The following is a 22374-nucleotide window of genomic DNA, read 5'->3' on the forward strand; positions in this document are numbered from 1 at the left end:
CTTTGGTTACTTTCTCTTGGCGAGACAAGAGAAAGTGACTCGCCCGCCGGGGCGAATTCCCGGCCAACGGCCTCAACAAAAAAGCAGCTTCAAACCAGAAAGCCGAACCCCTCATCCAGCCAAACCACGCAACCGACCAATAGCTTCCTCAAGATGCGCCATCGAACTAGCCGTAGAGAACCGAACAAAGCGAGCAGTATCAGCAGTCCCGAAGTCGCGCCCCGGAGTCACGGCCACATGCGCCCGCTTCATCGCCTCGAACGCAAAATCCCAGCTCCCCGAAATCCCGAGCCGAGCAGCCAGCCCCGAACAATCGGCCCAGGCGTAGAAAGCGCCATCCGGAACCACCGGAACCGGTAGCCCCAACGCCTCGAGCTGCGGAATGAACCAGTCGCGCCGCGCCTTGAATTCGCCGCGACGCCGTTCGTACTCCGCAATGCTCTCCGCCTCGAAGCAAGCCAGCGCAGCGTACTGCGCCACCGTGCTCGCGCAGATGAACAGGTTCTGCGCCAGCCGCTCCACCACGGGCACCAGCACATCGGGCACCACCAGCCACCCCAGCCGCCACCCCGTCATGTTGAAGTACTTGCTGAAGCTGTTGATGCTGATCACGTTGTCGTCGATCGCCAGTGCCGTCTGCCCGTAGGCATCGTCGTAGGACAGCCCCAGGTAGATCTCGTCGATCAGCGTGATGCCGCCGCGCGAGCTCACCACCTCGTGGATGCGCCGCAGCTCGTCGCGCGCGATCGAGGTGCCGGTCGGGTTCGACGGCGAGGCCAGCAGCACGCCGCGGGTCTTGTCGGTCCACGCGGCCTCGACCTTGTCGGCGCTGAGCTGGAAACGCTCCTCGGCGGTGGTCGGGATCAGCACCGCCTTGCCCTCGGCCGCGCTCACGAAGTGGCGGTTGCAGGGATAGCTGGGGTCGGGCAGCAGGATCTCGTCGCCGGCTTCGATCAGCGTGAGGCAGGCCAGCTGCAGCGCGGCCGAGGCGCCGGCCGTGACCACGATGCGGCGCGCCGGCACGTCGACGCCGAAGCGGTCGCGATACCACTGGCTGATGCGTTCGCGCAGATGGTCGAGGCCGGTGGCCTGGGTGTATTGCGTGGCACCGGCGCGCACCGCGCGTGCCGCGGCTTCCTGCACCAGCGGCGGCGCGGTGAAGTCGGGCTCGCCGATGTTCAGGAAGATCATCGGCCGGTCGGTGTGGGCCACCTCGCGCGCCAGCTTGCCGGCGGCCTTGGCCACTTCCATCACGTAGAAGGGCTCGATGCGCTCGGCCCGGGTCGAAATCCTCATGCGGGGTGCTTCGCGAAAGAAGAAGGAGGAAGAGGGGAAGGGGTCAGGGCCGCGCCTTGCCGGTCGCGCGGTCGGCCTCGACCTCGAGCGGACGCAGCTGGGGCGCGAGGCCGTTGAGCACCGCGTTCACGTACTTGTGGCCGTCGGTGCCGCCGAACTCCTTGGCGAGCTCGATGCACTCGTTGAGCACCACGCGCCAAGGCACGTCGAGGCAATGCTGGAACTCGTAGACACCGATCCACATCACGGCATGCTCGATCGGCGAGATCTCGGCCAGCTTGCGGTCGAGCAGCGGCACGATCAGCGCGTCGAGCTGCTCGGCGCCTTCGATCGAGCCGTGCAGCAGCGCGTCGTAGTGCGCGGCGTCGGCCTTGTGGAAGCCCGCGAGGTCGCGCGTGAAGCTGTCGATGGCGGCCGGCTCGTTGCGGCCCACCAGGTGCTGGTAGAGCGCCTGCAGCGCGAACTCGCGCGCGCGGGTGCGGTTGGACTTGGCCGAGGCCTTGCGCGCGCCGGTGGCGGTCAGGCCGGTGCGCGTCGCTCGCGCCTTGTCCGGTCGTGCGGAACGCTGCGGCGCAGCGCCTCCCTGGTCTTCTTGGTTGGTGTCGTCGGTCATGAAAGGTCGGCCAGCAGTCGCGCCATTTCGACCGCCACGCGGGCCGCGTCGCGGCCCTTGTCGGTCTGGCGGGCGACGGCCTGCTCGAGGTTCTCGGTGGTGAGGATGGCGTTGGCGATGGGCAGCTTGTAGTCGAGCGCCACGCGGCTCACGCTCGCGCCCGATTCGTTGGCCACCAGTTCGAAGTGGTAGGTCTCGCCGCGGATGATGCAGCCCAGCGCGACCAGCGCGTGGTAGCCGCCGCGCTCGGCCAGCGCCTGCAGCGCGACCGGCACTTCGAGCGCGCCGGGCACGCGCACGTGGTGGATGTCGTTGGCGGCCACGCCCAGCGCCGCGAACTCGTCGAGGCAGGCGCTGGCGAGCGCATCGGTGATGTCGGCATTGAAGCGTGCCTGCACGATGCCGATGCGCAGTCCCTTGCCGCTGTTGCCGTCCAGCGGCTTGTCGGCCGCGCCCTGGTTTGCACCTTGCATGTCGTTCAGTCCTTTGCCAGATAGCCGGCGATCTCGAGGCCGTAGCCGGCCGCCATGCTCGGCATGCGCCGCGGCGTGCCGAGCAATCTCATCTTCTGCACGCCGCATTCGCGCAGGATCTGCGCGCCGATGCCGTAGCTGCGCAGGTCCATGCGGCCGCGCTCGGGCGCCTGCGCGGGGCGCGCGGTGCCGTCGAACTGGGCCAGCAGCTCGTGCGCCGTCTCGCCGCAGTTCAGCAGCACGGCCACGCCCCGGTCGAGCTGCGCGATGTGCGAGAGGCTGGCGTCCAGGCTCCACGAGTGCAGCGAGCGGTTGATCTCGAGCGCGTCGAGCACCGACAGCGGCTCGTGCACGCGCACGTCGACCGTGTCCTCGGGCGCCCACTTGCCGCGCACCAGCGCGAGGTGCACGCCGCCGCTGGGCTGGTCGACGAAGGCATGGGCGGTGAACGCGCCCCAGGCGGTCTGGATCTCGCGGCAGCCAACCTTCTTGATCAGCGATTCGGTGCGGCTGCGGTGCTCGATCAGCGCCGCGATGGTGCCGATCTTGAGGCCGTGCTCGGCCGCGAACAGCTGCAGGTCGGGCAGGCGCGCCATCGTGCCGTCCTCGTTCATCACCTCGCAGATCACCGAGGCGGGCGAGCAGCCGGCCATGGCGGCGAGGTCGCAGCCGGCCTCGGTATGGCCGGCGCGCATCAGCACGCCGCCATCGACCGCCTGCAGCGGGAAGATGTGGCCGGGCTGCACCAGGTCGGCGGCCACGGCGTTGCGCGCCACCGCGGCCTGCACGGTGCGGGCCCGGTCGGCGGCCGAGATGCCGGTGGTCACGCCCTCGGCGGCCTCGATCGAGACCGTGAAGGCGGTGGCGTGCTTGGTGCCATTGCGCGCCACCATCGGCGGCAGCTGCAGGCGTTCGCACATCTCGCGCGACAGCGTGAGGCAGATCAGGCCGCGCGCATGGCGGGCCATGAAGTTGATGGCCTCGGGCGTGATGTGGTCGGCGGCGACCACGATGTCGCCCTCGTTCTCGCGGTCTTCCTCGTCGACGAGGATGACCATGCGGCCGGCGGCCAGTTCGGCCACGATCTCCTCGACCGGGGAGATCGGCGCGGGCGTCCGATTGGCGCGCGAGGCGCCGATCGGCGTGACGGATGCGTTCATGATGGGGCGGGGTCCTTGGATGCGGGGAATGTCGGTGTCAGGCCGGCCGGGCCGGCTGCAGCACGCCCGCCTGGAGCATGCGCTCCACGTAGCGCGCCACGGTGTCGATTTCGAGGTTCACGCGCGAGCCGGCGCGCAGGTCGCCCAGCGAGGTGTTCTGCACGGTGTGCGGGATCAGGTTGATGCTGATCTCGCTGCTGCCGTCGGCCGCGTCGGCGACGGTGTTGACCGTCAGGCTCACGCCGTTGATGGTGATCGAGCCCTTGTAGGCCAGGAAGCGCGCCAGCGCCTGAGGCGCGACCACGCGCAGCTCCCAGCTCTCGCCCACGGGCTCGAAGCGGCTCACGGTGCCGATGCCGTCGACGTGGCCCGAGACGATGTGGCCGCCGAGGCGGTCGCTCGCGCGCAGCGCCTTCTCGAGGTTGATGCGCGCACCTTCCTCGGTCAGGCCCGCCGTTTTATCGAGCGACTCGGCCGAGATGTCGATGGTGAAGAGCCTCTGCGCGGGGTCGAAACTGGTGACGGTCATGCAGGCGCCGTTGAGCGCAATGCTGTCGCCGAGGCCGACGTCGTCGAGGTAGCCGTCGGGCGCCGCGATGCCGAGTCTCTTGCCGTGGGAGGAGGAGGAGCCGAGGTCGTGGATGGCGGCGATGCGCCCCACGCCGGTGATGATTCCGGTGAACATCCGCGCATTTTCGCAGGTCCGGAAGGCCCGCGGCATTTCCTGGCACTTCGGGACCGCCGGCGGGGTCGCGCGGGCGGCTCTGGACGGCGGCCGGCGCGCCGCGGGCGGCGTCAGAAAGCGTCCCGGCCGGCCACGCGCGCCACGATCCGCAGGTCGGGCCCGATCATGTCGACCGAGCGGAATGCCAGCGGCAGCGCCCCGGCCAGCGAGACCAGCGGGCCGCCGGCGTGGATCTGGCTCGCGATGTCGAGGCCGCTGCCGATCAGCTTGGGCGCGAGATAGACCAGCAGTTCGTCGACGCAGCCCTCGCGCAGCAGCGAGCCGTTGAGCTTGTGGCCCGATTCCACATGCAGCTCGTTGACGCCGCGCGCCGCGAGGTCGCGCAGCATCGCCTCCAGGTCGACCTTGCCGTGGGCATTCGGCAGGCAACTGACCGTGGCGCCGCGCGCCTCGAGCGCCGCAGCGCGGGCTTCGTCGCGCACCGCCGCGTAGATCCAGACCGCGCGGCCTGCTATGAAAAGGTGAGCGTCAGGCGGCGTCTGCAGGTGGCTGTCGACGATCACCAGGTGCGGCTGGCGCGGCGTCTCGACCAGCCGCACGTCCAGCCGCGGGTTGTCCTCGAGCACCGTGCCGACGCCCGTCAGCACCGCGCTGGCCCGGGCGCGCCAAGCGTGGCCGTCGGCGCGCGCGGCCTCGGCCGTGATCCATTGGCTCACGCCGTTGGCGAGGCCGGTGCGGCCGTCGAGCGAGGCCGCGACCTTCATGCGCACCCAGGGGGTCTTGCGGACCATGCGCGAGAGGAAGCCGAGGTTGAGCTCGCGCGCTTCCTCGGCGCCTGGGCCCACCTCGACCGCCACGCCCGCCGCGCGCAGCCGCTCGAAGCCCTGGCCCGCGACCAGCGGATTGGGATCGGCGAGCGAGGCGACGACACGGCCGATGCCGGCCGCGATCAGCGCATCGCAGCACGGGCCGGTGCGGCCATGGTGGGCGCAGGGTTCGAGCGTGACGTAGGCGCTGGCGCCCGCGACCGAATGCCCCTGTGCCGCCGCGTCGCGCAGCGCCATCACCTCGGCATGCGGGCCGCCGGCCTTCTGCGTGTGGCCCTGGCCGAGCACGCGGCCCTGCGCATCGGCGATCACGCAGCCCACGCGCGGGTTCGGGTCGGTGATCAGCAGCGCCGACGCGGCCAGGCGCAGGGCGCTCGCCATGTGCTGGGCGTCGTGTTCGGGGGAGGGCATGGAGGCTTCGCGAGGAAAAGTTGACACGGGTGCGCCGGGATCATACGAGCGGCGCGCGAATGCGGATGGACGGCGCGGCGTCCGCGCATGGGGGCTCGTACGCTTGCCGTTCGATCGCGAGACACGCGACACAAGAAGAGAACGGGGGAGGGATGGACATGAAAAGGTCGAATCGATCGGCGCGCGCCGCCTCGGGTTTTTCGCTCGTGGAAGTGCTGGTCTCCATCGCGCTGCTGAGCCTCGGGCTGCTCGGCGCGGCGGCGATGCTGCTGCACGCGGTGCGCGCGAGCGGCGAGGCCGCGAACTTCGGCGCGGCGCTGAACCTGGTGCGCGAGCTGTCGGAGAAGACGCGGCTCAACCGGAGCGTGGCGGCGCGGCGCGATGCGGCCAATGGCTACCTCGCGGCGAGCTGGACCGCGGCCTCCGCCACGGGCGAGACCGGCGGTCCCGATTGCGCGGCGGCCTCCGCCGCCTGCAAGCCCGAGGACCTCGCGCGCTGGGACATGCAGGCGTGGAAGCGCCGCGCCGCGAAGGCCTTGCCCGGCGCGCGCGCCACGGTCTGCTTCGACGGCAATCCATGGAACGACGCATCGGGCGCCCATGCCTGGGCCTGCGAGGCCGACGGACCGTTGCTGGTCGTCAAGCTCGGCTGGTTGCCGCGCAACGCGAGCGAGGCGCAGCGCCGCGCGGGGGCATCGGCAGCGCCGCGGCTCGCGCTGCCGCTGATGCCCGTGCAGGCGGTCGAGGGCGCGCGCGGTGGCTGAGCGCGGCATCTCGCTGGTCGAACTGATGGTCGCGCTGGCGCTCGGCCTGGTGGTCGTGCTCATGGCCATGCTGGCCTTCGGCGGCAGCCGGCAGTTGTTCGTGGCCGAGTCCGAGGCCCGCACGGTGGAGGAGTCGCTGCGCTTCGCGGCCTTCGTCGTGCGGCGCACGGTGCGGCAGGCCGGCTATGCCGATCGCGCGGCCGGCGATTCGGCCGTGGCCGCCGGGAACGACCCCTTCGACCTCGACATCGTCGGCGCGCGCAACACGCGCGTCGGCGCCAGCGGCGAGAGCTATGGGAAGCACGGCGCCCGCGGCGTGAACGACAGCGATTCGCTGCTCGTGCGCTTTGCCGGCAGCTCGCGCACCGACGACGATGGCAACGCCAAGGAGGCCGACGGCACCATGGTCGACTGCATGGGCTTCGCGCAGTCCGCGCCGGGCGCCGGCACCGCCACGCCGGCCGACCGCGCCTGGAGCATCTTCCACGTGGCCGAGGCCGCCGACGGGGAGCCCGAGCTCTATTGCAAGTACCGCGGGGACCGGGGTGGCAGCTTCCGGTCCGAACCGCTGGCGCGCGGCATCGAGGTGTTTCGCGTGCTGTTCGGGCGCGACCTCGACGGCGATGGCACGCCCGAGCAGTGGCTCGATGCCGCGCAACTCGACGCATTGGCCACGGCCTCGTCGCTGGGCCACGCGGCCTGGCGCCAGGTGGTGGCGCTGCGCATCGGGATGGTGGCGCGCAGCGCGCGGCCGGGCCGTTGGCCACCGCCCGAGGAGGCGCAGCTTCATCCGCTCGGCCCCGAGTTCCCTTCGGCCCGCTTCCGGCCCGCTGCCGATGGGCGGCTGCGGCGTGTGATGAGCTTCACGGTGGCGCTGCGCAACAGCCAGCGCGAGGACGCGCCATGAACCGGAGCGCGCGCGTCTCGCGGGGTTTCTCGCTGATCGTCGTGCTGATGCTGCTGCTCGTCGTGTCGGTGCTCGGCCTGGCCGCGGCGCAGAACGCGCTGGTCGGCGAGCGGATCGTGCGCAACGAGCGCGATGCCGAGGTGGCGTTCCAGGCCGCCGAGGCCGCGCTGCTCGATGCCGAGCGCGATGTGCTCGGGCCCAACGACCATGCGGCCCGGCGGCTGTGCCTGTTCGATGGCCGCGATGTCTCGGCCTTCGTTGCCGATTGCGCCGGCACCGGTGCACGGCTGGGGCTTTGCGCGGCCGCGCCGGTGGGCGCCGAGCCGGCGTGGATGCGGGTCGATTTCGCACCCGATGCCGGCCGGTCGGTGGCCTATGGCCGCTTCACGGGGCAGGTCTATGCCACCGGTGCCGGTGGGCTGTCGGCACGCGCGCCGCGCTATGTCGTCGAAGCGTTGCGCAGCCGCGGTGGCGGGGCGCAGGGCGTGCTGCACAGCGCGAGCGCGGCCGCCGCGACGCCGCATGTCTTCCGCGTCACCGCCATCGGCTACGGGCCGCGCGAGGAGACACGGGTGCTGCTGCAGACCACGCTGGCCAAGCCATCGGCGAGTCCCGGTTGTTCCGTCGCTTCTTCTCCTTCTTCCTGATCGGACCGCCATGCCTTCGCTTCGAACATTCATCGTGTGCATCGTCCTGCTTTGCTGCACGACATGGAGGGGGCCGGCATGGGCCGGCGCGTCGTCCGCCATACCGTCCGCCATGCCGCCCGATGCGCTGCTGACCAGCGTGCCGCTTCACGCGCTGGCGGGCCAGCCCGACCCCAACGTCGTGATCGACCTGTCGATCCGGGGCCGGAACGCGGGACCGGCGTACCTCGGCAGCTTCGAACCCGCCAGGGTCTACGGCGGCTACTGGGATGCGAAGGGCTGCTACGACTACCTGCGCGTCGAAGGCCATTTCCGTCGCCTGGCAACGGCCGCCACGCTCGCCGGTGGCGAGCTCGTCTGCAACGGGCAATGGAGCGGCAATCTGCTGAACTGGGCCACGGCATCGCCGCTCGACCATCTGCGCATGGCGCTGACCGGCGGCGACCGCGTGGCGGACACGCCGGAGCGGACCGTGCTGCAGCGCGCGACCTGGCCGATCGAGGCCGGCCTCGAGCTTCCCGTCAAGACCGTGCGCGGGCATCTCGAGTGGCTGGTTCCGCCCGGCAGGCTTCGCGCGAACGGGACGCTGCGCATCCGCAACTGCGGGGATCGGCTGGTCGTCGATGCGGACGCCCGCGCCGATGCGGACCGTGGCTGCGTCTCGGCGGCCGGGGCCGATATCCACTTCGCGCGCGTCGAGGTCTGCGCCGCCGACGAGGCGGTCGTGCGCCGCGATCTGTGCGTCGCGTATCCCGGCGGGCATCACAAACCGGTGGGAGCCCTGCAGGTCAACGCGGGCGATGCGCGCTTCGCCGTGTTCGGCGGCGATCCCGGGCGCCATGGCGGCGTGCCGCGCGAAGCGATGAAGTCCATCGGGCCGGAGAAGACCGATGCCGGCTTCGATCGGGTTGCGAACCCGCGGGCTGAGTGGGATGCGCGCACGGGCGTGTTTCGCGACGACCCCGCGGGAACCGCGCAGGGCATCGTCGCGGCGGTGAACCGCTTCGGACGTTCGGGCGAGTACGCGCGCGCCGATGCCGCGGGCGAGCTGTTCCGTGCATCGCTGCGCTATCTGCAGGCCAAGCCGCCGGCAGCCGTGGATCCGGTGCTTGGCAACTGCCAGCGCAACCATGTCCTGAGCATAGGCGGCCTCGATGCCCGCGAGGAACGTCCATGGCCAGGCGCGGCCTTCGAGCCCGACGTCGCGTACGGGGCCCGCCGCGTCGCTGCGTTCGAGAACCGGGATGCCGGCGCGGCCCATGGTTCCTTCGGCATGGCGGGACTCGCCTATTGGGCGCACACCCAGCGCATCCGCGCCGACCATCCCGATGCGCGCGTGCAGACCTTCGCGATCGACCTCGATGCCGGCCGCGGTGCCTCGGTGGGCGCGCGCCAGCGCGGCAGCGCGCTCTACCTGGCCGCGAAGTACGGCGGATTCGTGGACCGCAACGGCGATGGCGATCCGTTCCGCAGCACCGCGCTTTTCGGCGCCCCGGACGCGGCGGGCCAGCCGGCATGGTTCGGCAACGCCGAATGGGCGGAAGGGCTCGACAACGACGGGCGGCCGATGCCGGCCAACTACTTCCTGGCCAGCGATGCGCGATCGACGGCGGATGCATTGCGCGGCGTGCTGCGCCGTGCCACCGCGCCGTCGCTGGGCGCGAATGCCACGGCCGCGATCTCCTCGGACACGGTGGGGGCGGCCGGCGCGAGCCTCTACCGCTCTCGTTCCGACAGCCGGCGCTGGTCCGGCACCTTGCAGTCGTTTCGCCTGTTCGTGGCGCCGGAGACCGGTGCCTTGCGCGTGGCCGACCAGCCGTCGTGGGATGCGGGTGCCTTGCTCGACGCGCGCCTGGAGAAGCCCGGTGCGGCGGCCTCGCGGAGGCTCTTCACGCTGTCGACCGCCGGCCTCGGCATCCCCTTCGAATGGGAGGCGCTCGACGAGCCCTTGCGGCGCTCGCTGCGCGCGGATCCAGATCCGGCGGCCGAGCCCGCGTCGATCGCATCGGCCGCATCGATCGATACCCTGGCCCGCGATCGTCTGAACTACCTGCGCGGCGAGCGCCGGAACGAAGCCTCGTTCGCGGGCGGCCGCTTGCGCGTGCGCGACTCGGTGATGGGCGACATCGCGCATGCGGCGCCGGTGTACGTGGGCTCACCCGATCCCGCTTCGCGCGAGGCTGGCTACCCGGCTTTCCTCGCCACCTACCGCCAGCGCGAGCCCGCCGTCTATCTGGGCGCCAACGACGGCATGCTGCATGCCTTCTCGGCGCGCACGGGCGAGGAGCTGTTCGGCTATGTCCCGCGTCTGCTGTTCCCGGTGCTTGGCACGCTCGCGCTGGCCGGTGGCCCGCATCGCGCCCATGTCGACGGCACGCCCGCCGTGGCCGAGGCACGCATGGCCAGCGGTCAGTGGAAAAGCGTGCTGGTCTCGGGCCTGGGCGCGGGCGCTGCAGGGGTCTTCGCGCTCGAGGTCAGCGATCCGGGCGCCTTCTCGGCCGACAAGGTGCTGTGGGAGTTCGGCGCTGCCGACGACCCCGACATGGGCCACCTGATGCAGCCGCCGCGCATCCTGAAGTTCCGCACCAGGGCCGCGACCATGGGCCATCCGGCCACCCACGCCTGGTTCGCGGTCGTGCCCTCGGGCTTCAACAACCGCAACCCCGAGAAGCGGGCCGCGCTGTTCCTGCTGTCGCTCGACAAGCCGGCCGGCACGCCCTGGCGGCGCGGCCTCGACTATCACAAGATCCTGTTGCCCCGGCCCGCGGACGCCAGCCTCGTCAATGCACTCGCGAGCGCGCCCGGCGACCATGCGGCCGACGACGGAACGGTTCGCTGGCTCTATGCGGGCGATACCCAGGGCAACCTGTGGAAGTTCGACTTCGAGCGCGATGCACCATGGAGCGAGGCCCAGGCGCTGGGCTTCGGCGGCGTGCCGCTGATGGTCGCGACGGACGGCGACGCGGGCAGCCGGCGCCAGCCGATCACGGTGCCGCCGGAGGTGGGGCTCGGTCCGGGCGGCGGCGGCATCGTGCTGTTCGGCACCGGCAAGTTTGTCGAGCCGACGGACCTAGGTGCCTCTCGCCGCGGTCTCCAGACCGTGTATGCGGTGCAGGACACGGGCACGCCGATCCGCGCGGGCGAGGCGCGGGGGCAATTGGCGCCGCGGCGGACGCGTTCCGTCGAGGGCGGGCTGACGGCCATCGAAGGCCCGCCATTCGTCTATGGCGCGTTCGATCGCACGACGACGCGGCGGCGTGGCTGGTACCTCGACCTGCCCGCGTCGCGTGACCAGGGCGAGCGCCAGGTCGAGCGGCCGGTGCTCGCCGACGGCCGCCTGTTCTTCAACACGCTGATCCCGCCGCGGGCGGCCTGCGACGACGGCGGGGGCCGCAGCTGTGCCGTGGATGCGATGACCGGCCTGTCGAAGGGCGGTACCTGCGTGCCTTCCGAGGCGGGGTTGCTCGGAGCGCCCTTGGTGGTCCAGCAGGGCGATGCTTCGTACGGCGCCGCCGATCCGACCGGGCGCAGGACCGAGACCCGGCGGCTCGCGGTCCTGAGCCCCGGTACCCGCCGGGACAAGGCGGTGTCGGTGGCCCAGCCGCTCGAGGACGCCACGGTAGCGCAGCGGGCCGGCCGCCTCAGCTGGCGGCAGGTGCCGGACCCGCAAAGGACGCGGCCATGATCTCCCGCCGCTGCCACCGAGCGGGCGCGGCCCTCGGCTGGAGCCTGATCGAGTTGCTGATCGCGCTCGCGATCGTCGCGATCCTCGCGGCCATCGCCTTCCCCTCGTACCTCGATGCGGCGCATCGCAGTTGGCGCGCCGAGGCGCGTTCGGCGCTGCTCGCGCAGATGCAGCAGCAGGAGCGCCACTTCACCGTCGATGGCCGCTACCGGCGCTACGAAGGCGATTCCGCCGAGAACGGGCAGGGCGGCAAGTACCTCGTGCGCAGCGAGCACTGCGACGGCCAGCGCAGCCTCGACGACTGCCTGCGGCTCTCGGCGCGGCTCAAGCCCGGCTTCTCGGACCCGCCGGTCGGCAACCTGTGGCTGGACAGCACGGGCGGCCGCGGCTGCGACGGCGCGCAGCGTGAGCGGTGCTGGCAATGAAGCGCGCGGGACGGGCACGCGGGCTCACGCTGATCGAGCTGCTCACCGTGATCGCCATCGTCGCCATCCTGGCCGCCGTCGGCGTGCCGGGCTTTCGCGCGCTGCTGCTCCACCAGCGGCTGGAGGCCGCCTCGCAGGCCTTCGTCGCCGCGCTCGGAATGGCACGGATCGAAGCGATCCGGCGCGGCGAGCCGGTCAGCGTGCTGGCGGAAGGCGGCGCCGGGTGGAACGGGGGCTGGGCGGTCGTCGCCGACCCGGAGGGCAAAGGCGCGCCGCGAGTCCTGCGCCGCTTCGACAGGCTGCCGCCGGGCATCGCCGTCGACCCGGGGTTGGGCGACGGCTTGGTGCAGGGCGTGCACTACGACGGCAACGGCTTCTCGCGGCGCGCGCGCAATGCGGGCTTCGGCGCGGGCTGCCTGGTGTTCAAGGCCGAGACAAGACGGCGCGCGGCCATCGTCCTCTCGGCGTCGGGGCGCGCGCGCAGCTGCAATCCCGACCAGGCGGGGGAATGCGGAACGGGGGTGTGCGGGCGGGGCGGCGGGTAGGCCTTCGCCGGCCGCGGCTCAGATGTCGCGCAGCAACTGCCGGAACTCGTCCACGTCCTCGAAGCTGCGGTAGACCGAGGCGAAGCGCACATAGGCCACCTTGTCGAGCTTCTTGAGTTCGCGCATCACGAGTTCGCCGACCTTGGTCGACTCGATCTCGCGCAGGCCGCTGGCGAGCAGCTTCTGTTCGATGCGCAGCAGCGCGTTGTCGATCTGCTCGATGCTCACCGGCCGCTTGCGCAGCGCCAGCATCATCGAGGCGCGGACCTTGGTCGAGTCGAAGTCGGCGCGGCTGCCGTCCTTCTTCACCACGACCGGGAAATTGACGTCGGGACGCTCGTAGGTGGTGAAGCGCTTGTCGCAGGCACCGCACTGGCGGCGCCTGCGCACGAAGTCGGCGTCTTCCGAAACGCGGGTCTCGACGACCTGCGTTTCGAGATGACCGCAAAAAGGGCATTTCATGCGGTCAGGGCTTCTTCTTCGGGTTCAGCGGTAGACCGGGAAGCGGCTGGTCAGCGCGTGGACCTTGGCGCGCACGGCCTCGATGTTCGCGGCATCGCGCGGGTTCTCGAGCACGTCGGCGATCAGGTTCGCGGTGATGCGGGCCTCTTCGTCCTTGAAGCCTCGCGTGGTCATGGCCGGCGTGCCGACACGCACGCCGCTGGTCACCATCGGCTTCTCTGGGTCGTTGGGGATCGCATTCTTGTTGATGGTCATGTGGGCGCTGCCCAGCACGGCCTCGGCTTCCTTGCCGGTGATGCCCTTGGCGCGCAGGTCGACCAGCATCACGTGGCTTTCGGTGCGTCCGCTCACGATGCGCAGGCCGCGCTGGGTCAGCGTTTCGGCCACGATCTGGGCGTTCTTGACCACCTGCTGCTGGTAGGCCTTGAACTCCGGCGACAGCGCTTCCTTGAAGGCCACCGCCTTGGCGGCGATCACGTGCATCAGCGGGCCGCCTTGCAGGCCCGGGAAGATCGCGCTGTTGATCGCCTTCTCGTGCTGCGACTTCATCAGGATGATGCCGCCGCGCGGGCCGCGCAGGCTCTTGTGGGTGGTCGAGGTCACGATGTCGGCGTGCGGCACCGGGTTCGGGTAGACGCCCGCGGCCACCAGGCCGGCGTAGTGGGCGATGTCGACCATGAAGATCGCGCCCACGTCCTTGGCCACCTTCGCGAAGCGCTCGAAGTCGATGCGCAGCGAGTAGGCCGAGGCGCCCGCGATGATCAGCTTGGGCTGGTGCTCGTGCGCCTTGCGCTCCATCGCGTCGTAGTCGATGGCTTCGTTGGCATCCAGGCCGTAGCTCACCACGTTGAACCACTTGCCGCTCATGTTGAGGGGCATGCCGTGGGTCAGGTGGCCGCCTTCGGCCAGGCTCATGCCCATGATGGTGTCGCCGGGCTTCAGGAAGGCCAGCAGCACGGCCTCGTTGGCCGAGGCGCCGCAATGGGGCTGCACGTTGGCGGCTTCGGCGCCGAAGATCTGCTTCACGCGGTCGATGGCCAGCTGCTCGGCCACGTCGACGTGCTCGCAGCCGCCGTAGTAGCGCTTGCCCGGGTAGCCCTCGGCGTACTTGTTGGTGAGCTGCGAGCCCTGCGCGGCCATGACGGCCGGCGAGGCGTAGTTCTCGCTCGCGATCAGCTCGATGTGGTGTTCCTGGCGCGCGTTTTCGGCCTGGATGGCAGCCCAGATTTCGGGATCGGTCTGTTCGACCAGGATGTTGCGTTGGTACATGGCAGTCCTTTGAAGACGAGGTCCTTGTTCTTCAACCAAACAAGGGCTGCCCAGGCGAACGGCTGATCGCCCGCGCGTCTGGAGCGACGTCGCGGGCGGTACGCTTCCCAGTGGTAGTCCACGTCAGCGCGGGTGCCTCGTCGGCACCGCGCCTATCGCCAGTCGCGTACCGGGCCGAGTGTAGCGGATCGGGCTGGCCCGGCGGCGCGCGAAAGGAGATTCAGGAGACGGCGGACAGCAGCGCCACCTTGGGCGGCGTCGGGCCGTTGGCCGGCTCGGTCGTCTCGTCGGGCTTGGCCGGGGCCACCACCGGTATCGGCAGCGGCTGCGGGCGCAGCACCGGCGGCGTCGGCGCGAACGGCGAGGGCGCGCGGCCGCTGGCCACCTGCAGCAGGCGCTCGCGCTCGGCCATCACCTTGCCGGCGTAGCCGCCGTCGTCCTCGAGGTTGGCCGCGCCCACGTAGTAGCGCAGGCCGCCTTCGAGCGAACCGGCGCGGGCGATGCATTCCTGCAGCACCTTCACGCCGACCCGCATGTTGGTGACGGGGTCGAAGGCGGTCAGCGTGCCGCCGGCCGGTTCGTACTTGTCGCCGTGCACGCGGGTCATGACCTGCATCAGCCCCTGCGCGCCGACCTGGCTCTGCGCGAACGGGTTGAAGCTGGACTCGACCGCCATGATCGCGAGGATCAGCGTCGGGTCGAGCTTGGTGTGCTTGCCGATGTTGTAGGCCTCGGCCACGAGCACGCTCAGCGGCTCGGCCGCGACGCGGTACTTCTTGCTGAGCCAGTAGGCCACGGCGGCCTGCTGCTTGGGCAGGTCGCCGGGGCTCGCGGCCGTCGTGCGCTCGATCGCGGTCGGCTCGAGGTCGGTGGCTTCGGGCGCGGGTTTGCGCGACTGCAGCCAGCCCATGAGCTGTTCCTCGCCTTGATGGCGCAGGTCGGGCCGCGCCACGAGGGCGAGGGCCGCGAACACGATGGCCAGGCCCAGCAGGGCGAAACCGTTGTGCATGATTTCAAAAAAGCCGTCTGCCACATCGGACACGAATGTCCTCAGCCCGCGGGCCGTGGCATCAAACGCCTTGTTCATCGCTCTTCCTTTCTGTGCGGCACCTGTCGCAGCGCCGGGAAGGGCGATGGGATGGAGGCAGCGGCGCTTGGATTGGTACCAATCAGGTTCCGCGCTCGGGGGATAAGGTGCGCGGCCGCCTGATCAAGCCGGGGGGAGTCGGCAGCGGATACAGGGTGGCTCCGTCGCGTCGGGCGTCCGGAGCAGGCGGGATTCTATCGTTGCTAAATACCCGGTCAAGCATAAGGAATTCCGTCTTAATTCTTAAAACTGTCGAACAAATGTTTCAAACCGACCCGCGAGACGGCGTCTTTCTTAAGGGAAATCCCTTGCAACATCGGGTTTGAAAAGCCGGGGAAGGCCGTCTAAGCTGAACGGGCCTGAGGTTTTCAGGTGCTTTCCGAAGCCAGCCGGTCACGGTGCGAGCCGGGGCCGAACGGCGGAGGAACCACGGCGGCAATCTCTTGCCGCCAGCACGACAGGAACCATCGACTTCCGGTCGAGCGAAACGATGGCAATGGGTCGTATGCCCGCCATCAAGCCCGGTGACATGACATTCGTCGCGTCGCCGGGCTTTCTTGTTTCTGGCTTGGCATCTGTTTGGGGCACACTCGCGCGAATGAATGCAGCCGCCTCGATACAAAGCTTAAGGAAGAACAAATGGGTGCGACGCGGAATCGTTGCACTGCTGGTGCTTCTGGGCCTCTGGGTCCTGGCCTGGCTGGCGGTGCCGCCGATCGCCAAGAGCCAGCTGCAGAAGATCGCGAGCGAGAAGCTGGGCCGCCAGGTCACGGTGGAGCGCATCGGCTTCAAGCCCTGGACCCTCGAGCTCACGCTCAACAACCTGCGCATCGCCACCGCGGACGGCAAGGGCACCCAGCTCGCCGTGCGGCGCATCTATGCCGATGCCGAGCTGCAGTCGATCTTTCGCCTCGCGCCCGTGATCGATGCGGTGAGCGTGGAGGCGCCGGCGATCCTGCTGACCCACCAGGCCGACGGCAAGTACGACATCGACGACATCCTCGCCAAGCTGGCCTCCGGCCCGCCGCCCGACCCCAAGGCCGAGCCCGCGCGCTTCGCCATCTACAACATCGCGATCACCGAGGGCGCGGTCGACTTCGACGACCAGACCGTCAAGCGCCGCCATGAGCTGCGCGACTTCGTGCTCAAGGTGCCGTTCCTCAGCAACCTGGCCTCGCAGCGCGAGGTCAACACCGAGCCCAAGCTGGCCTTCGCGCTCAACGGCAGCAAGTTCGACTCGGCCGCGCAGTCGACCCCCTTCGCCGCCAGCCGCAAGACCGATGCCCACGTGCAGTTCAAGGGGCTCGATCTCGTGCCCTACCTGGGCTACATCCCGGGCGGCATGCCGGTGCAACTGCAGGCCGGCAGCCTCGACGCCGACCTGAAGATCGACTTCCAGCAGGCCGCCACGGTGGGCCTCAAGGTCACCGGCACGGTCGAGGCGCACGGCGCCAAGCTGGCCGACGCGCGCGGGCGCGACCTGCTGGCCTTCGACTCGCTCAAGCTCGCGCTGGCCGACGTGCGGCCGCTCGAGTCGGTGTTCCACCTCAGCGAGGTCGCGCTGGCGAGCCCGCAACTGGTGGTGGCGCGCGATGCCTCGGGCCAGCTCAACCTGATGGCGCGCGATCCGGCCACCGGCCAGACCGAGAAGGTGGTCGCGGCCAAGCCGCCGGCACCGCCCGCTTCATCTGCCAGTGCCGCCAGCGGTGCCGCGGGCGTGGCGGCGCCCAAGCCCGTGCTCAAGGTCCAGGTAGACAAGGTCGCCCTCAGCGGCGGGCGCATCGGCTGGCGCGACGAGACCGTACAGCCCGGCGCTTCCATCGACGTCACCGATCTGGGCCTCGACGTCACCGCCATCACCTGGCCGATGGAGAAGCCGGCCCAGTTCAGCGGCAGCACCGCGGTCGGCGGCGCCACGCTCAAGTTCAAGGGCAGCGGTACCGACAAGGCGGCCGACGTGCAGACCGAGGTCGAGGCGCTGCCGCTGTCGCTGGCCGCGCCGTACCTGGCCCACAGCCTCGAGCCCACGCTCGACGGCAAGCTCAGCGGCCAGATCGACATCGCCTGGGCCCCGCCGGACCTGCGTTTCAAGGCCAGGCGGGTGGCGGCCGACAACCTCGCGCTGACCCAGGCCAAGACCGCGCTCGCGAGCGTCGGCCGCTTCGAGCTGCTCGATACCGAGGTCGACATGGCGAAGCACACGCTGGCCGTGGGCACCTTCACCGCCACCAATCCCAAGCTCAGCATCGAGCGCGACAGCGAGAAGCGCTGGATGTTCGAGCGTTGGCTCAAGACGCCGGCCGGCGCGGGCGGCAAGCCCGAAGCCGAAGCCAAGGTGGCGGCACCCAAGCCGGCCGGCAGCGGCCCCGAATCGGCGCCGCCGGGCACCAACACCAGGCCCTGGGCACTCACGGTCGGCACGCTCGCGGTCGACAACGGCAGCCTCTCTTACGCCGACAAGGCCGGGGCCACGCCGGTCGCGGTCGAGATCACGGCCTTCAAGCTCAATGCCCAGAAGCTCGCCCCCGAAACCGCCACCAAGTCGCCGCTGCAGGTGTCGGGCCGCATCGGCTCGGGCCGCCGCGCCGACCCGGGCCGCTTCGACTACAAGGGCCACATCGTGCTCAAGCCGCTGGCCGCCGAAGGCCGGCTCGAGGTGGCTTCGTTCCCGGCCCATGCGTTCAAGGCCTATTACGCCGACGCGCTCAACGTCGACATCCGCCGGGCCTTCGTCAGCTACCGCGGCAGCGTGAACTACGCGAGCGCCCCGGCCGGCATGAGCGTGAAGCTCGCGGGCGACACGGCGCTCGACGACTTCCGCGCCAACAGCGTGTCGCTGACCCAGTCGCCGGGTTTCGACCGCAACGACAACCAGTTGCTGAGCTGGAAGACGTTGAGCCTGCGCGGCCTGCAGGTGGGCCTGGAGCCCAACGCGGCGCCCACGGTCGACGTGCGCGAGACCACGCTGACCGACTTCTTCGCCCGGGTCATCATCGATCCCAGCGGCCAGCTCAACCTGCTGAGCCTCACGAAGAAGGGCGAGGCCGAGTCCAAGGCCGCCGCCGCCACGACGGCCGAGACCCGTTCGCGCCGCAGCCTGGGCGGCACGACCACCACCACGCGCGGATCCGAGCGGCCCGCGGGCGGCGGCGCACCGGTGCCGGCCGAGCTGATGGTCGGCGGGCCTTCGACGCCGGCGGCACCGGCTTCCGCGCCCGCCGCGGTGGCCCAGGCCGCGCCCGCCGCACCGAGCGGCCCGGCGCCCGTCATCAACTTCGGCCCGATGAGCCTGGTCAACGGCAAGATCGACTTCACCGACCTGTTCGTCAAGCCCAACTACTCGGCCGACCTCAGCGAGCTGACCGGCAAGCTCAGTTCCTTCTCGTCCAATCCGCCGAACGGGCAGGGCGGCCGGCCGGCACTCGCCGAGCTCGAGCTGCGCGGCAAGGCGCAGCAGACCGCGGCGCTCGAGATCACCGGCAAGCTCAATCCGCTGGCCAAGCCGCTCGAGCTCGACATCACCGCGAAGATGCGCGACCTCGACCTCGCGCCGCTGTCGCCGTACTCGGTGCGCTACGCCGGCCACGGCATCGAGCGCGGCAAGATGAGCATGGACGTCAACTACAAGATCGCGCCCGACGGCCAGCTCACCGCCACCAACAAGCTGGTGCTCAACCAGCTGCAGTTCGGCGAGGAGGTCGCCGGCGCGCCCAACAGCCTGCCGGTCAAGCTCGCGGTGGCGCTGCTGGCCGACCGCAACGGCGTGATCGACGTGGACCTGCCGCTGCGCGGCTCGCTCAACGATCCGCAGTTCAGCATCGGGCCGCTGATCTTCAAGGCGGTGGTCAACCTGATCGTGAAAGCCGTCACCGCGCCGTTCAGCCTGCTGACCGGCGGCCTGGGCGGCGGCGGCAGCGGCGAGTCGAGCACCATCACTTTCGAGGCCGGCAGCTCGGTGCTGAGCGCCTCGGCCAAGGAGAGCCTCGACAAGGTCGTGAAGGCGCTGGTCGACCGGCCGACGCTCGAGATGACCGTGATCGGCACCTCCAGCCTCGAGAAGGAGCGCGATGCCTACCAGCGCCAGCGCGTGCGCCAGATGGCCCTGGCCGAAAAGCGCCGCGCCGCGGTGCGCGGCGGCCAGGCCGGCACCGACGTGCCGCCGATCACCGACGCCGAGTACCCCGCGCTGCTGACCGCCGTCTACAAGCGCGCCGACATCACCAAGCCGCGCAACATGGTCGGCCTGGCCAAGGACCTGCCGCTCAAGGAGATGGAGAACCTGCTGCTCGCGAGCGTGCCGGTCGACGAGGAGTCGATGCGCCAGCTGGCGGTGGAGCGCGGGGCCGCCGTGCGCGACTACCTGCTCTCGCAGAAGCTGACGAGCGAGCGCCTGTTCCTCGGCGCGGTGCGCACCACGGCCAGCGGCGACGACTGGAAGCCGGGCGCCGAGCTCAAGCTCGCGATGCGCTGAGCGCCGGCGGGGCCCCAGGGCCCTTGGCCCTTGGTTTTCTGCGGTGCATTGCTATATATGCAGGCACCGTTTTCCCCAGCGGCGCCCCCGGCCCCGGCGTCGTTTCGCCGCATCGCCGGGCCGCGCCGCAAGGTGGATTTCGACGGCGCGCGGCAAGTGGGTCAAAATGGCGGTCTGCGCCGGCCTCTGCCGGCGCCTTCGCTTTCTCTCTTCAGACAACGATCTCGCGCACGTGACCTCTAATTCTTCCAAGCCACACGACCTTCAGGCCCTCGATTCGCTGACCGGCGGCGCCTTCACCGCGCCGACTTCGGGCGAACGTGCCTCGCGCATCCGCGACTGGCTCGCGAGCAATCCGGCACCCGAGCAGATGCAGGAAGTCTTCAAGGAATTGAGCGGCCGCGACAAGGGCGCCGCCCGCCTGCTGCGCGAGAAACTCGACGAGCTCAAGCGCGCCAAGGGGCAGGAGGCCATCGCCGCCGAATGGGCGCAGAAGGCCGAGGGCCTGCTGGGCCAGTCCAAGCTCAACATCGCCGACGCGCTCGCCTGGCAGCGCGATGCCGCCAAGGCCGGCGCGCCGCTGTCGCGCGAGCCGCTGGCCGGCCTCAAGGCACGGCTGGCCGAGCGCATCAAGGGCATCGAGGACCTGCAGCACCGCGCCCAGGTCCACCGCGAGGCCGCCGTGCTGCTGGCGCAGCGCTTCGAGGTGCTGTCGACCAAGGGCTGGAAGGATGCGCAGGTCGCCGAGGAATCGCTGCGCACCGACGTGACGCACTGGCAGCAGCAGGCCGCCGACATCGCCGCCGACGCCAACTGGACCAGCCTCGACGCCAAGTTCGCGCCGCAGCTCGAAGCCTCGAAGGCACAGCTGCTCGTGGTGTCGGACGCCTTCCACAGCGCGCTGGCGCAGGCCATCGCCGCCGCGGCCGATGCCGCCGCGCCGCTGCCGCCGGTGCCCGTCTGGGCCGACGAACTGCGCGCCGCGCGCGGCGAGGCCGTCGCGCCCAAGGCCGCCGCACCCGCGCGTCCGCCGGCACCCAAGGTCGATCCCGCGGTGCGTGCCGCCGCGCAGGAGGCCGTGCAGGCCGCGCTGGCCAAGCTCGAGCAGGAAACCGCCGAAGGCCATGGCAAGGCCAGCGCCGGCGCCGCCGCCGCGCTGCGCGCGGTGCTGAAGGAACACGGCAAGCTGGTCGAGGCCCCGCTCGAGGCGCGCGTGCATGCCGCGCTGGTGGCGGCCGGCGAGCTCGAAGGCTGGCAGCGCTGGAGCGCCGACAAGGTGCGCGAGGACCTCGTCGCCAAGGCCGAGGGCCTGCTCAAGCGCCCCGAAGGCCAGGCCCTGGGCGGCCGCAAGATGCAGGAAACCCTGCGCACCCTGCGCGACCAGTGGAAGCAGGCCGACCAGGGCGGCGTGCCGAACCATGCGCTGTGGAAGCGCTTCGACGAAGCCTGCAACGAGGCCCACAAGGTGGTCGAGGCCTGGCTCGAGAAGGTGCGCGCCGACGCGGCCGAGCATCGCGCGCTGCGCGTGGCCCTGATCGAGGAGGTCAAGGCCTGGGCCGCCGAACACGCGGGCGCCACCGACCTGAAGGCGCACAACCGCGCGCTGCACCAGTTCGCCGACCGCTGGCGCGACGCCGGCCACGTGGGCGAGAAGGTGTTCGCCGAGCTGCAGCCGCAGTGGAACGAGGCCTTCGGCGCCGCGCGCGCGCCGTTCGAGACCGCCCAGAAGGCCAGCATCGAACGCCGCCAGGCCATGATCGCCGAAGCCACGGAACTGGGTGCCCAGCCCGTGCTGCGCATCGACGCCGTCAAGGCGCTGCAGCAGCGCTGGCAGGCCGAGGCGCAGGGCGTGCCGCTCGACCGCCGCCAGGAACAGAAGCTCTGGGACGCCTTCCGCGCGCCCATCGACGAAGCCTTCAACCGCAAGTCGGCCGAGCGCGAGAAGGCGTCCGCCGCGATGAGCGAACGCGATCGCCACGTGCTCAACGCCTCGAAGGCGCTGGACGCGGCCAATGCCAGCGGCGACGCGCAGAAGATCCGCGCCGCCATCGCCCAGCTCGAAGCCGCGCTGCGCGGCGAGGTGCCGCCTCCGGCACCGGCGCCGCAACGGGCCGCATCGGGCGACGGCCCGGCGGTCGGCGCGACCGAGGTGGCTGGACCGGACCAGGCGGCCGCCGAATTCGGCGAGAGCGCCGAGCAGGCGCCGTCGCCCAGCGATGCCGAGGCTTCGCCCGCGGCCGTGCCGGCCCATGAATCCGCCGCCGCGCCCGACCTGGTGGCTCCGGCCGACGGTGCCGACGCCTCGGCGCGTGCCGACAGCGCGGCGCACGATGCCGGCGAAGCCGCCGCGGCCGAACCCCCGGCGCCGGCCGCGCCGCCCAAGCCCGCGCCCCGTCCGGTGGTGGCCGTGCGCGGCGACGACCGTCCGGGCAACCGCAAGTCCGAACCCGCGGCACCCGCGGCCCGCGGCGGTGGCCGCTTCGGCGACCGGCGCGGACCCGGCGGTCCCGGCGGCCCTGGCCGTCCGGGCGGCGACCGTGGCGGTCCGCGCCCCGATGGCCGTGGCGATCGCGGCGACCGTGGCGCACCGGGCGGCCGCTTCGGCGACTACCCGCCGCGGGGGGGGGGGGGGGGGGGGGGGGGGGGG

The 22374-nt window shown here is 70.9% G+C and carries 17 protein-coding genes and 1 riboswitch; of the genes, 8 read left to right on the forward strand and 9 right to left on the reverse strand.

The genetic code is table 11. The annotated features are described in order from the left end of the window. Positions 1-111: 111 nt before the first annotated feature. From ACODT0_RS41035 to ribD, 6 genes are all read right to left on the reverse strand, one after another. Positions 112-1296: a pyridoxal phosphate-dependent aminotransferase gene (locus ACODT0_RS41035; protein WP_057594487.1), complete on the reverse strand. Its 1185-nt coding sequence runs from the start codon at positions 1294-1296 to the stop codon at positions 112-114. A gap of 43 nt (positions 1297-1339) precedes the next feature. Continuing rightward, positions 1340-1909, reverse strand: coding sequence for a transcription antitermination factor NusB (gene nusB, locus ACODT0_RS41040; RefSeq protein ID WP_057594486.1), 570 nt, complete (start codon positions 1907-1909; stop codon positions 1340-1342). Continuing rightward, positions 1906-2382, reverse strand: coding sequence for a 6,7-dimethyl-8-ribityllumazine synthase (gene ribH, locus ACODT0_RS41045; protein ID WP_057594485.1), 477 nt, complete (start codon positions 2380-2382; stop codon positions 1906-1908). The genes nusB and ribH overlap by 4 nt, the downstream gene beginning before the upstream one ends. A gap of 5 nt (positions 2383-2387) precedes the next feature. Then, the gene (gene ribBA / locus ACODT0_RS41050) at positions 2388-3542 is read right to left on the reverse strand and encodes a bifunctional 3,4-dihydroxy-2-butanone-4-phosphate synthase/GTP cyclohydrolase II (RefSeq protein ID WP_057594484.1); all 1155 of its coding nucleotides are present in this window, start codon (positions 3540-3542) and stop codon (positions 2388-2390) included. Between the two features lie 37 nt (positions 3543-3579). Next, positions 3580-4227: a riboflavin synthase gene (locus tag ACODT0_RS41055; protein ID WP_057594483.1), complete on the reverse strand. Its 648-nt coding sequence runs from the start codon at positions 4225-4227 to the stop codon at positions 3580-3582. Positions 4228-4337: 110 nt separating this feature from the next. Beyond that, positions 4338-5465 (reverse strand): bifunctional diaminohydroxyphosphoribosylaminopyrimidine deaminase/5-amino-6-(5-phosphoribosylamino)uracil reductase RibD, encoded by a 1128-nt coding sequence (gene ribD / locus ACODT0_RS41060; RefSeq protein ID WP_057594482.1) that lies wholly within the window; start codon positions 5463-5465, stop codon positions 4338-4340. Between the two features lie 158 nt (positions 5466-5623). Between ribD and pilV the strand changes: the two genes are divergently transcribed. The 6 genes from pilV to ACODT0_RS41090 are packed head-to-tail and all read left to right on the forward strand — an operon-like array spanning position 5624 to position 12438. After that, a complete protein-coding gene (gene pilV, locus ACODT0_RS41065; RefSeq protein ID WP_489043916.1) occupies positions 5624-6229 on the forward strand; it encodes a type IV pilus modification protein PilV in 606 nt (201 codons plus the stop codon). Continuing rightward, entirely contained in the window at positions 6222-7136 is a 915-nt protein-coding gene (locus tag ACODT0_RS41070) for a PilW family protein (RefSeq protein ID WP_489043917.1), read from the forward strand. The genes pilV and ACODT0_RS41070 overlap by 8 nt, the downstream gene beginning before the upstream one ends. After that, a complete protein-coding gene (locus ACODT0_RS41075) occupies positions 7133-7783 on the forward strand; it encodes a pilus assembly protein (protein WP_057594479.1) in 651 nt (216 codons plus the stop codon). The genes ACODT0_RS41070 and ACODT0_RS41075 overlap by 4 nt, the downstream gene beginning before the upstream one ends. 34 nt (positions 7784-7817) lie before the next feature. Further along, positions 7818-11468, forward strand: coding sequence for a pilus assembly protein (locus ACODT0_RS41080; protein WP_489043918.1), 3651 nt, complete (start codon positions 7818-7820; stop codon positions 11466-11468). Continuing rightward, positions 11465-11893, forward strand: coding sequence for a type IV pilin protein (locus ACODT0_RS41085; protein ID WP_261212816.1), 429 nt, complete (start codon positions 11465-11467; stop codon positions 11891-11893). Before ACODT0_RS41080 ends, ACODT0_RS41085 begins: the two co-directional genes overlap by 4 nt. Beyond that, the gene (locus tag ACODT0_RS41090; RefSeq protein ID WP_489043919.1) at positions 11890-12438 is read left to right on the forward strand and encodes a GspH/FimT family pseudopilin; all 549 of its coding nucleotides are present in this window, start codon (positions 11890-11892) and stop codon (positions 12436-12438) included. Before ACODT0_RS41085 ends, ACODT0_RS41090 begins: the two co-directional genes overlap by 4 nt. A gap of 18 nt (positions 12439-12456) precedes the next feature. Here ACODT0_RS41090 and nrdR read toward each other — a convergent pair whose 3' ends face one another. The 3 genes from nrdR to ACODT0_RS41105 form a co-directional block, all read right to left on the reverse strand. Continuing rightward, positions 12457-12900: a transcriptional regulator NrdR gene (gene nrdR / locus ACODT0_RS41095; RefSeq protein ID WP_057594475.1), complete on the reverse strand. Its 444-nt coding sequence runs from the start codon at positions 12898-12900 to the stop codon at positions 12457-12459. A 24-nt stretch (positions 12901-12924) separates the two neighbouring features. After that, complete coding sequence (gene glyA / locus ACODT0_RS41100; protein ID WP_057594474.1) at positions 12925-14169, reverse strand: serine hydroxymethyltransferase; 1245 nt, start codon at positions 14167-14169, stop codon at positions 12925-12927. A gap of 41 nt (positions 14170-14210) precedes the next feature. Further along, positions 14211-14345: riboswitch (ZMP/ZTP riboswitch) on the reverse strand. 44 nt (positions 14346-14389) lie between these two features. Further along, a complete protein-coding gene (locus ACODT0_RS41105) occupies positions 14390-15256 on the reverse strand; it encodes a lytic transglycosylase domain-containing protein (RefSeq protein WP_489043920.1) in 867 nt (288 codons plus the stop codon). 598 nt (positions 15257-15854) lie between these two features. Here ACODT0_RS41105 and ACODT0_RS41110 point away from each other — a divergent pair. Together ACODT0_RS41110 and ACODT0_RS41115 are read left to right on the forward strand one after the other, a co-directional pair. Further along, positions 15855-19727 carry a DUF748 domain-containing protein gene (locus ACODT0_RS41110; protein ID WP_489043922.1) on the forward strand — a complete coding sequence of 1291 codons (3873 nt, stop codon included), beginning with the start codon at positions 15855-15857 and terminating at the stop codon, positions 19725-19727. 232 nt (positions 19728-19959) lie between these two features. Further along, the coding region (locus ACODT0_RS41115; protein WP_489043921.1) for a DUF349 domain-containing protein at positions 19960-22374 on the forward strand (2415 nt) is incomplete at its 3' end.

Source organism: Variovorax sp. FG153 (assembly GCF_057809595.1).

Excerpts from the sequence above, each read along its gene's own strand:
- ACODT0_RS41075 (WP_057594479.1), top strand. The coding sequence starts at position 7,133 with ATGAACCGGAGCGCGCGCGTCTCGCGGGGTTTCTCGCTGATCGTCGTG.
- ACODT0_RS41110 (WP_489043922.1), top strand. The coding sequence starts at position 15,855 with ATGAATGCAGCCGCCTCGATACAAAGCTTAAGGAAGAACAAATGGGTG.
- ribBA (WP_057594484.1), bottom strand. The coding sequence starts at position 3,542 with ATGAACGCATCCGTCACGCCGATCGGCGCCTCGCGCGCCAATCGGACG.
- glyA (WP_057594474.1), bottom strand. The coding sequence starts at position 14,169 with ATGTACCAACGCAACATCCTGGTCGAACAGACCGATCCCGAAATCTGG.
- pilV (WP_489043916.1), top strand. The coding sequence starts at position 5,624 with ATGAAAAGGTCGAATCGATCGGCGCGCGCCGCCTCGGGTTTTTCGCTC.
- ACODT0_RS41090 (WP_489043919.1), top strand. The coding sequence starts at position 11,890 with ATGAAGCGCGCGGGACGGGCACGCGGGCTCACGCTGATCGAGCTGCTC.
- ACODT0_RS41055 (WP_057594483.1), bottom strand. The coding sequence starts at position 4,227 with ATGTTCACCGGAATCATCACCGGCGTGGGGCGCATCGCCGCCATCCAC.
- nrdR (WP_057594475.1), bottom strand. The coding sequence starts at position 12,900 with ATGAAATGCCCTTTTTGCGGTCATCTCGAAACGCAGGTCGTCGAGACC.
- ACODT0_RS41105 (WP_489043920.1), bottom strand. The coding sequence starts at position 15,256 with ATGAACAAGGCGTTTGATGCCACGGCCCGCGGGCTGAGGACATTCGTG.
- ACODT0_RS41035 (WP_057594487.1), bottom strand. The coding sequence starts at position 1,296 with ATGAGGATTTCGACCCGGGCCGAGCGCATCGAGCCCTTCTACGTGATG.
- nusB (WP_057594486.1), bottom strand. The coding sequence starts at position 1,909 with ATGACCGACGACACCAACCAAGAAGACCAGGGAGGCGCTGCGCCGCAG.
- ribD (WP_057594482.1), bottom strand. The coding sequence starts at position 5,465 with ATGCCCTCCCCCGAACACGACGCCCAGCACATGGCGAGCGCCCTGCGC.
- ribH (WP_057594485.1), bottom strand. The coding sequence starts at position 2,382 with ATGCAAGGTGCAAACCAGGGCGCGGCCGACAAGCCGCTGGACGGCAAC.
- ACODT0_RS41085 (WP_261212816.1), top strand. The coding sequence starts at position 11,465 with ATGATCTCCCGCCGCTGCCACCGAGCGGGCGCGGCCCTCGGCTGGAGC.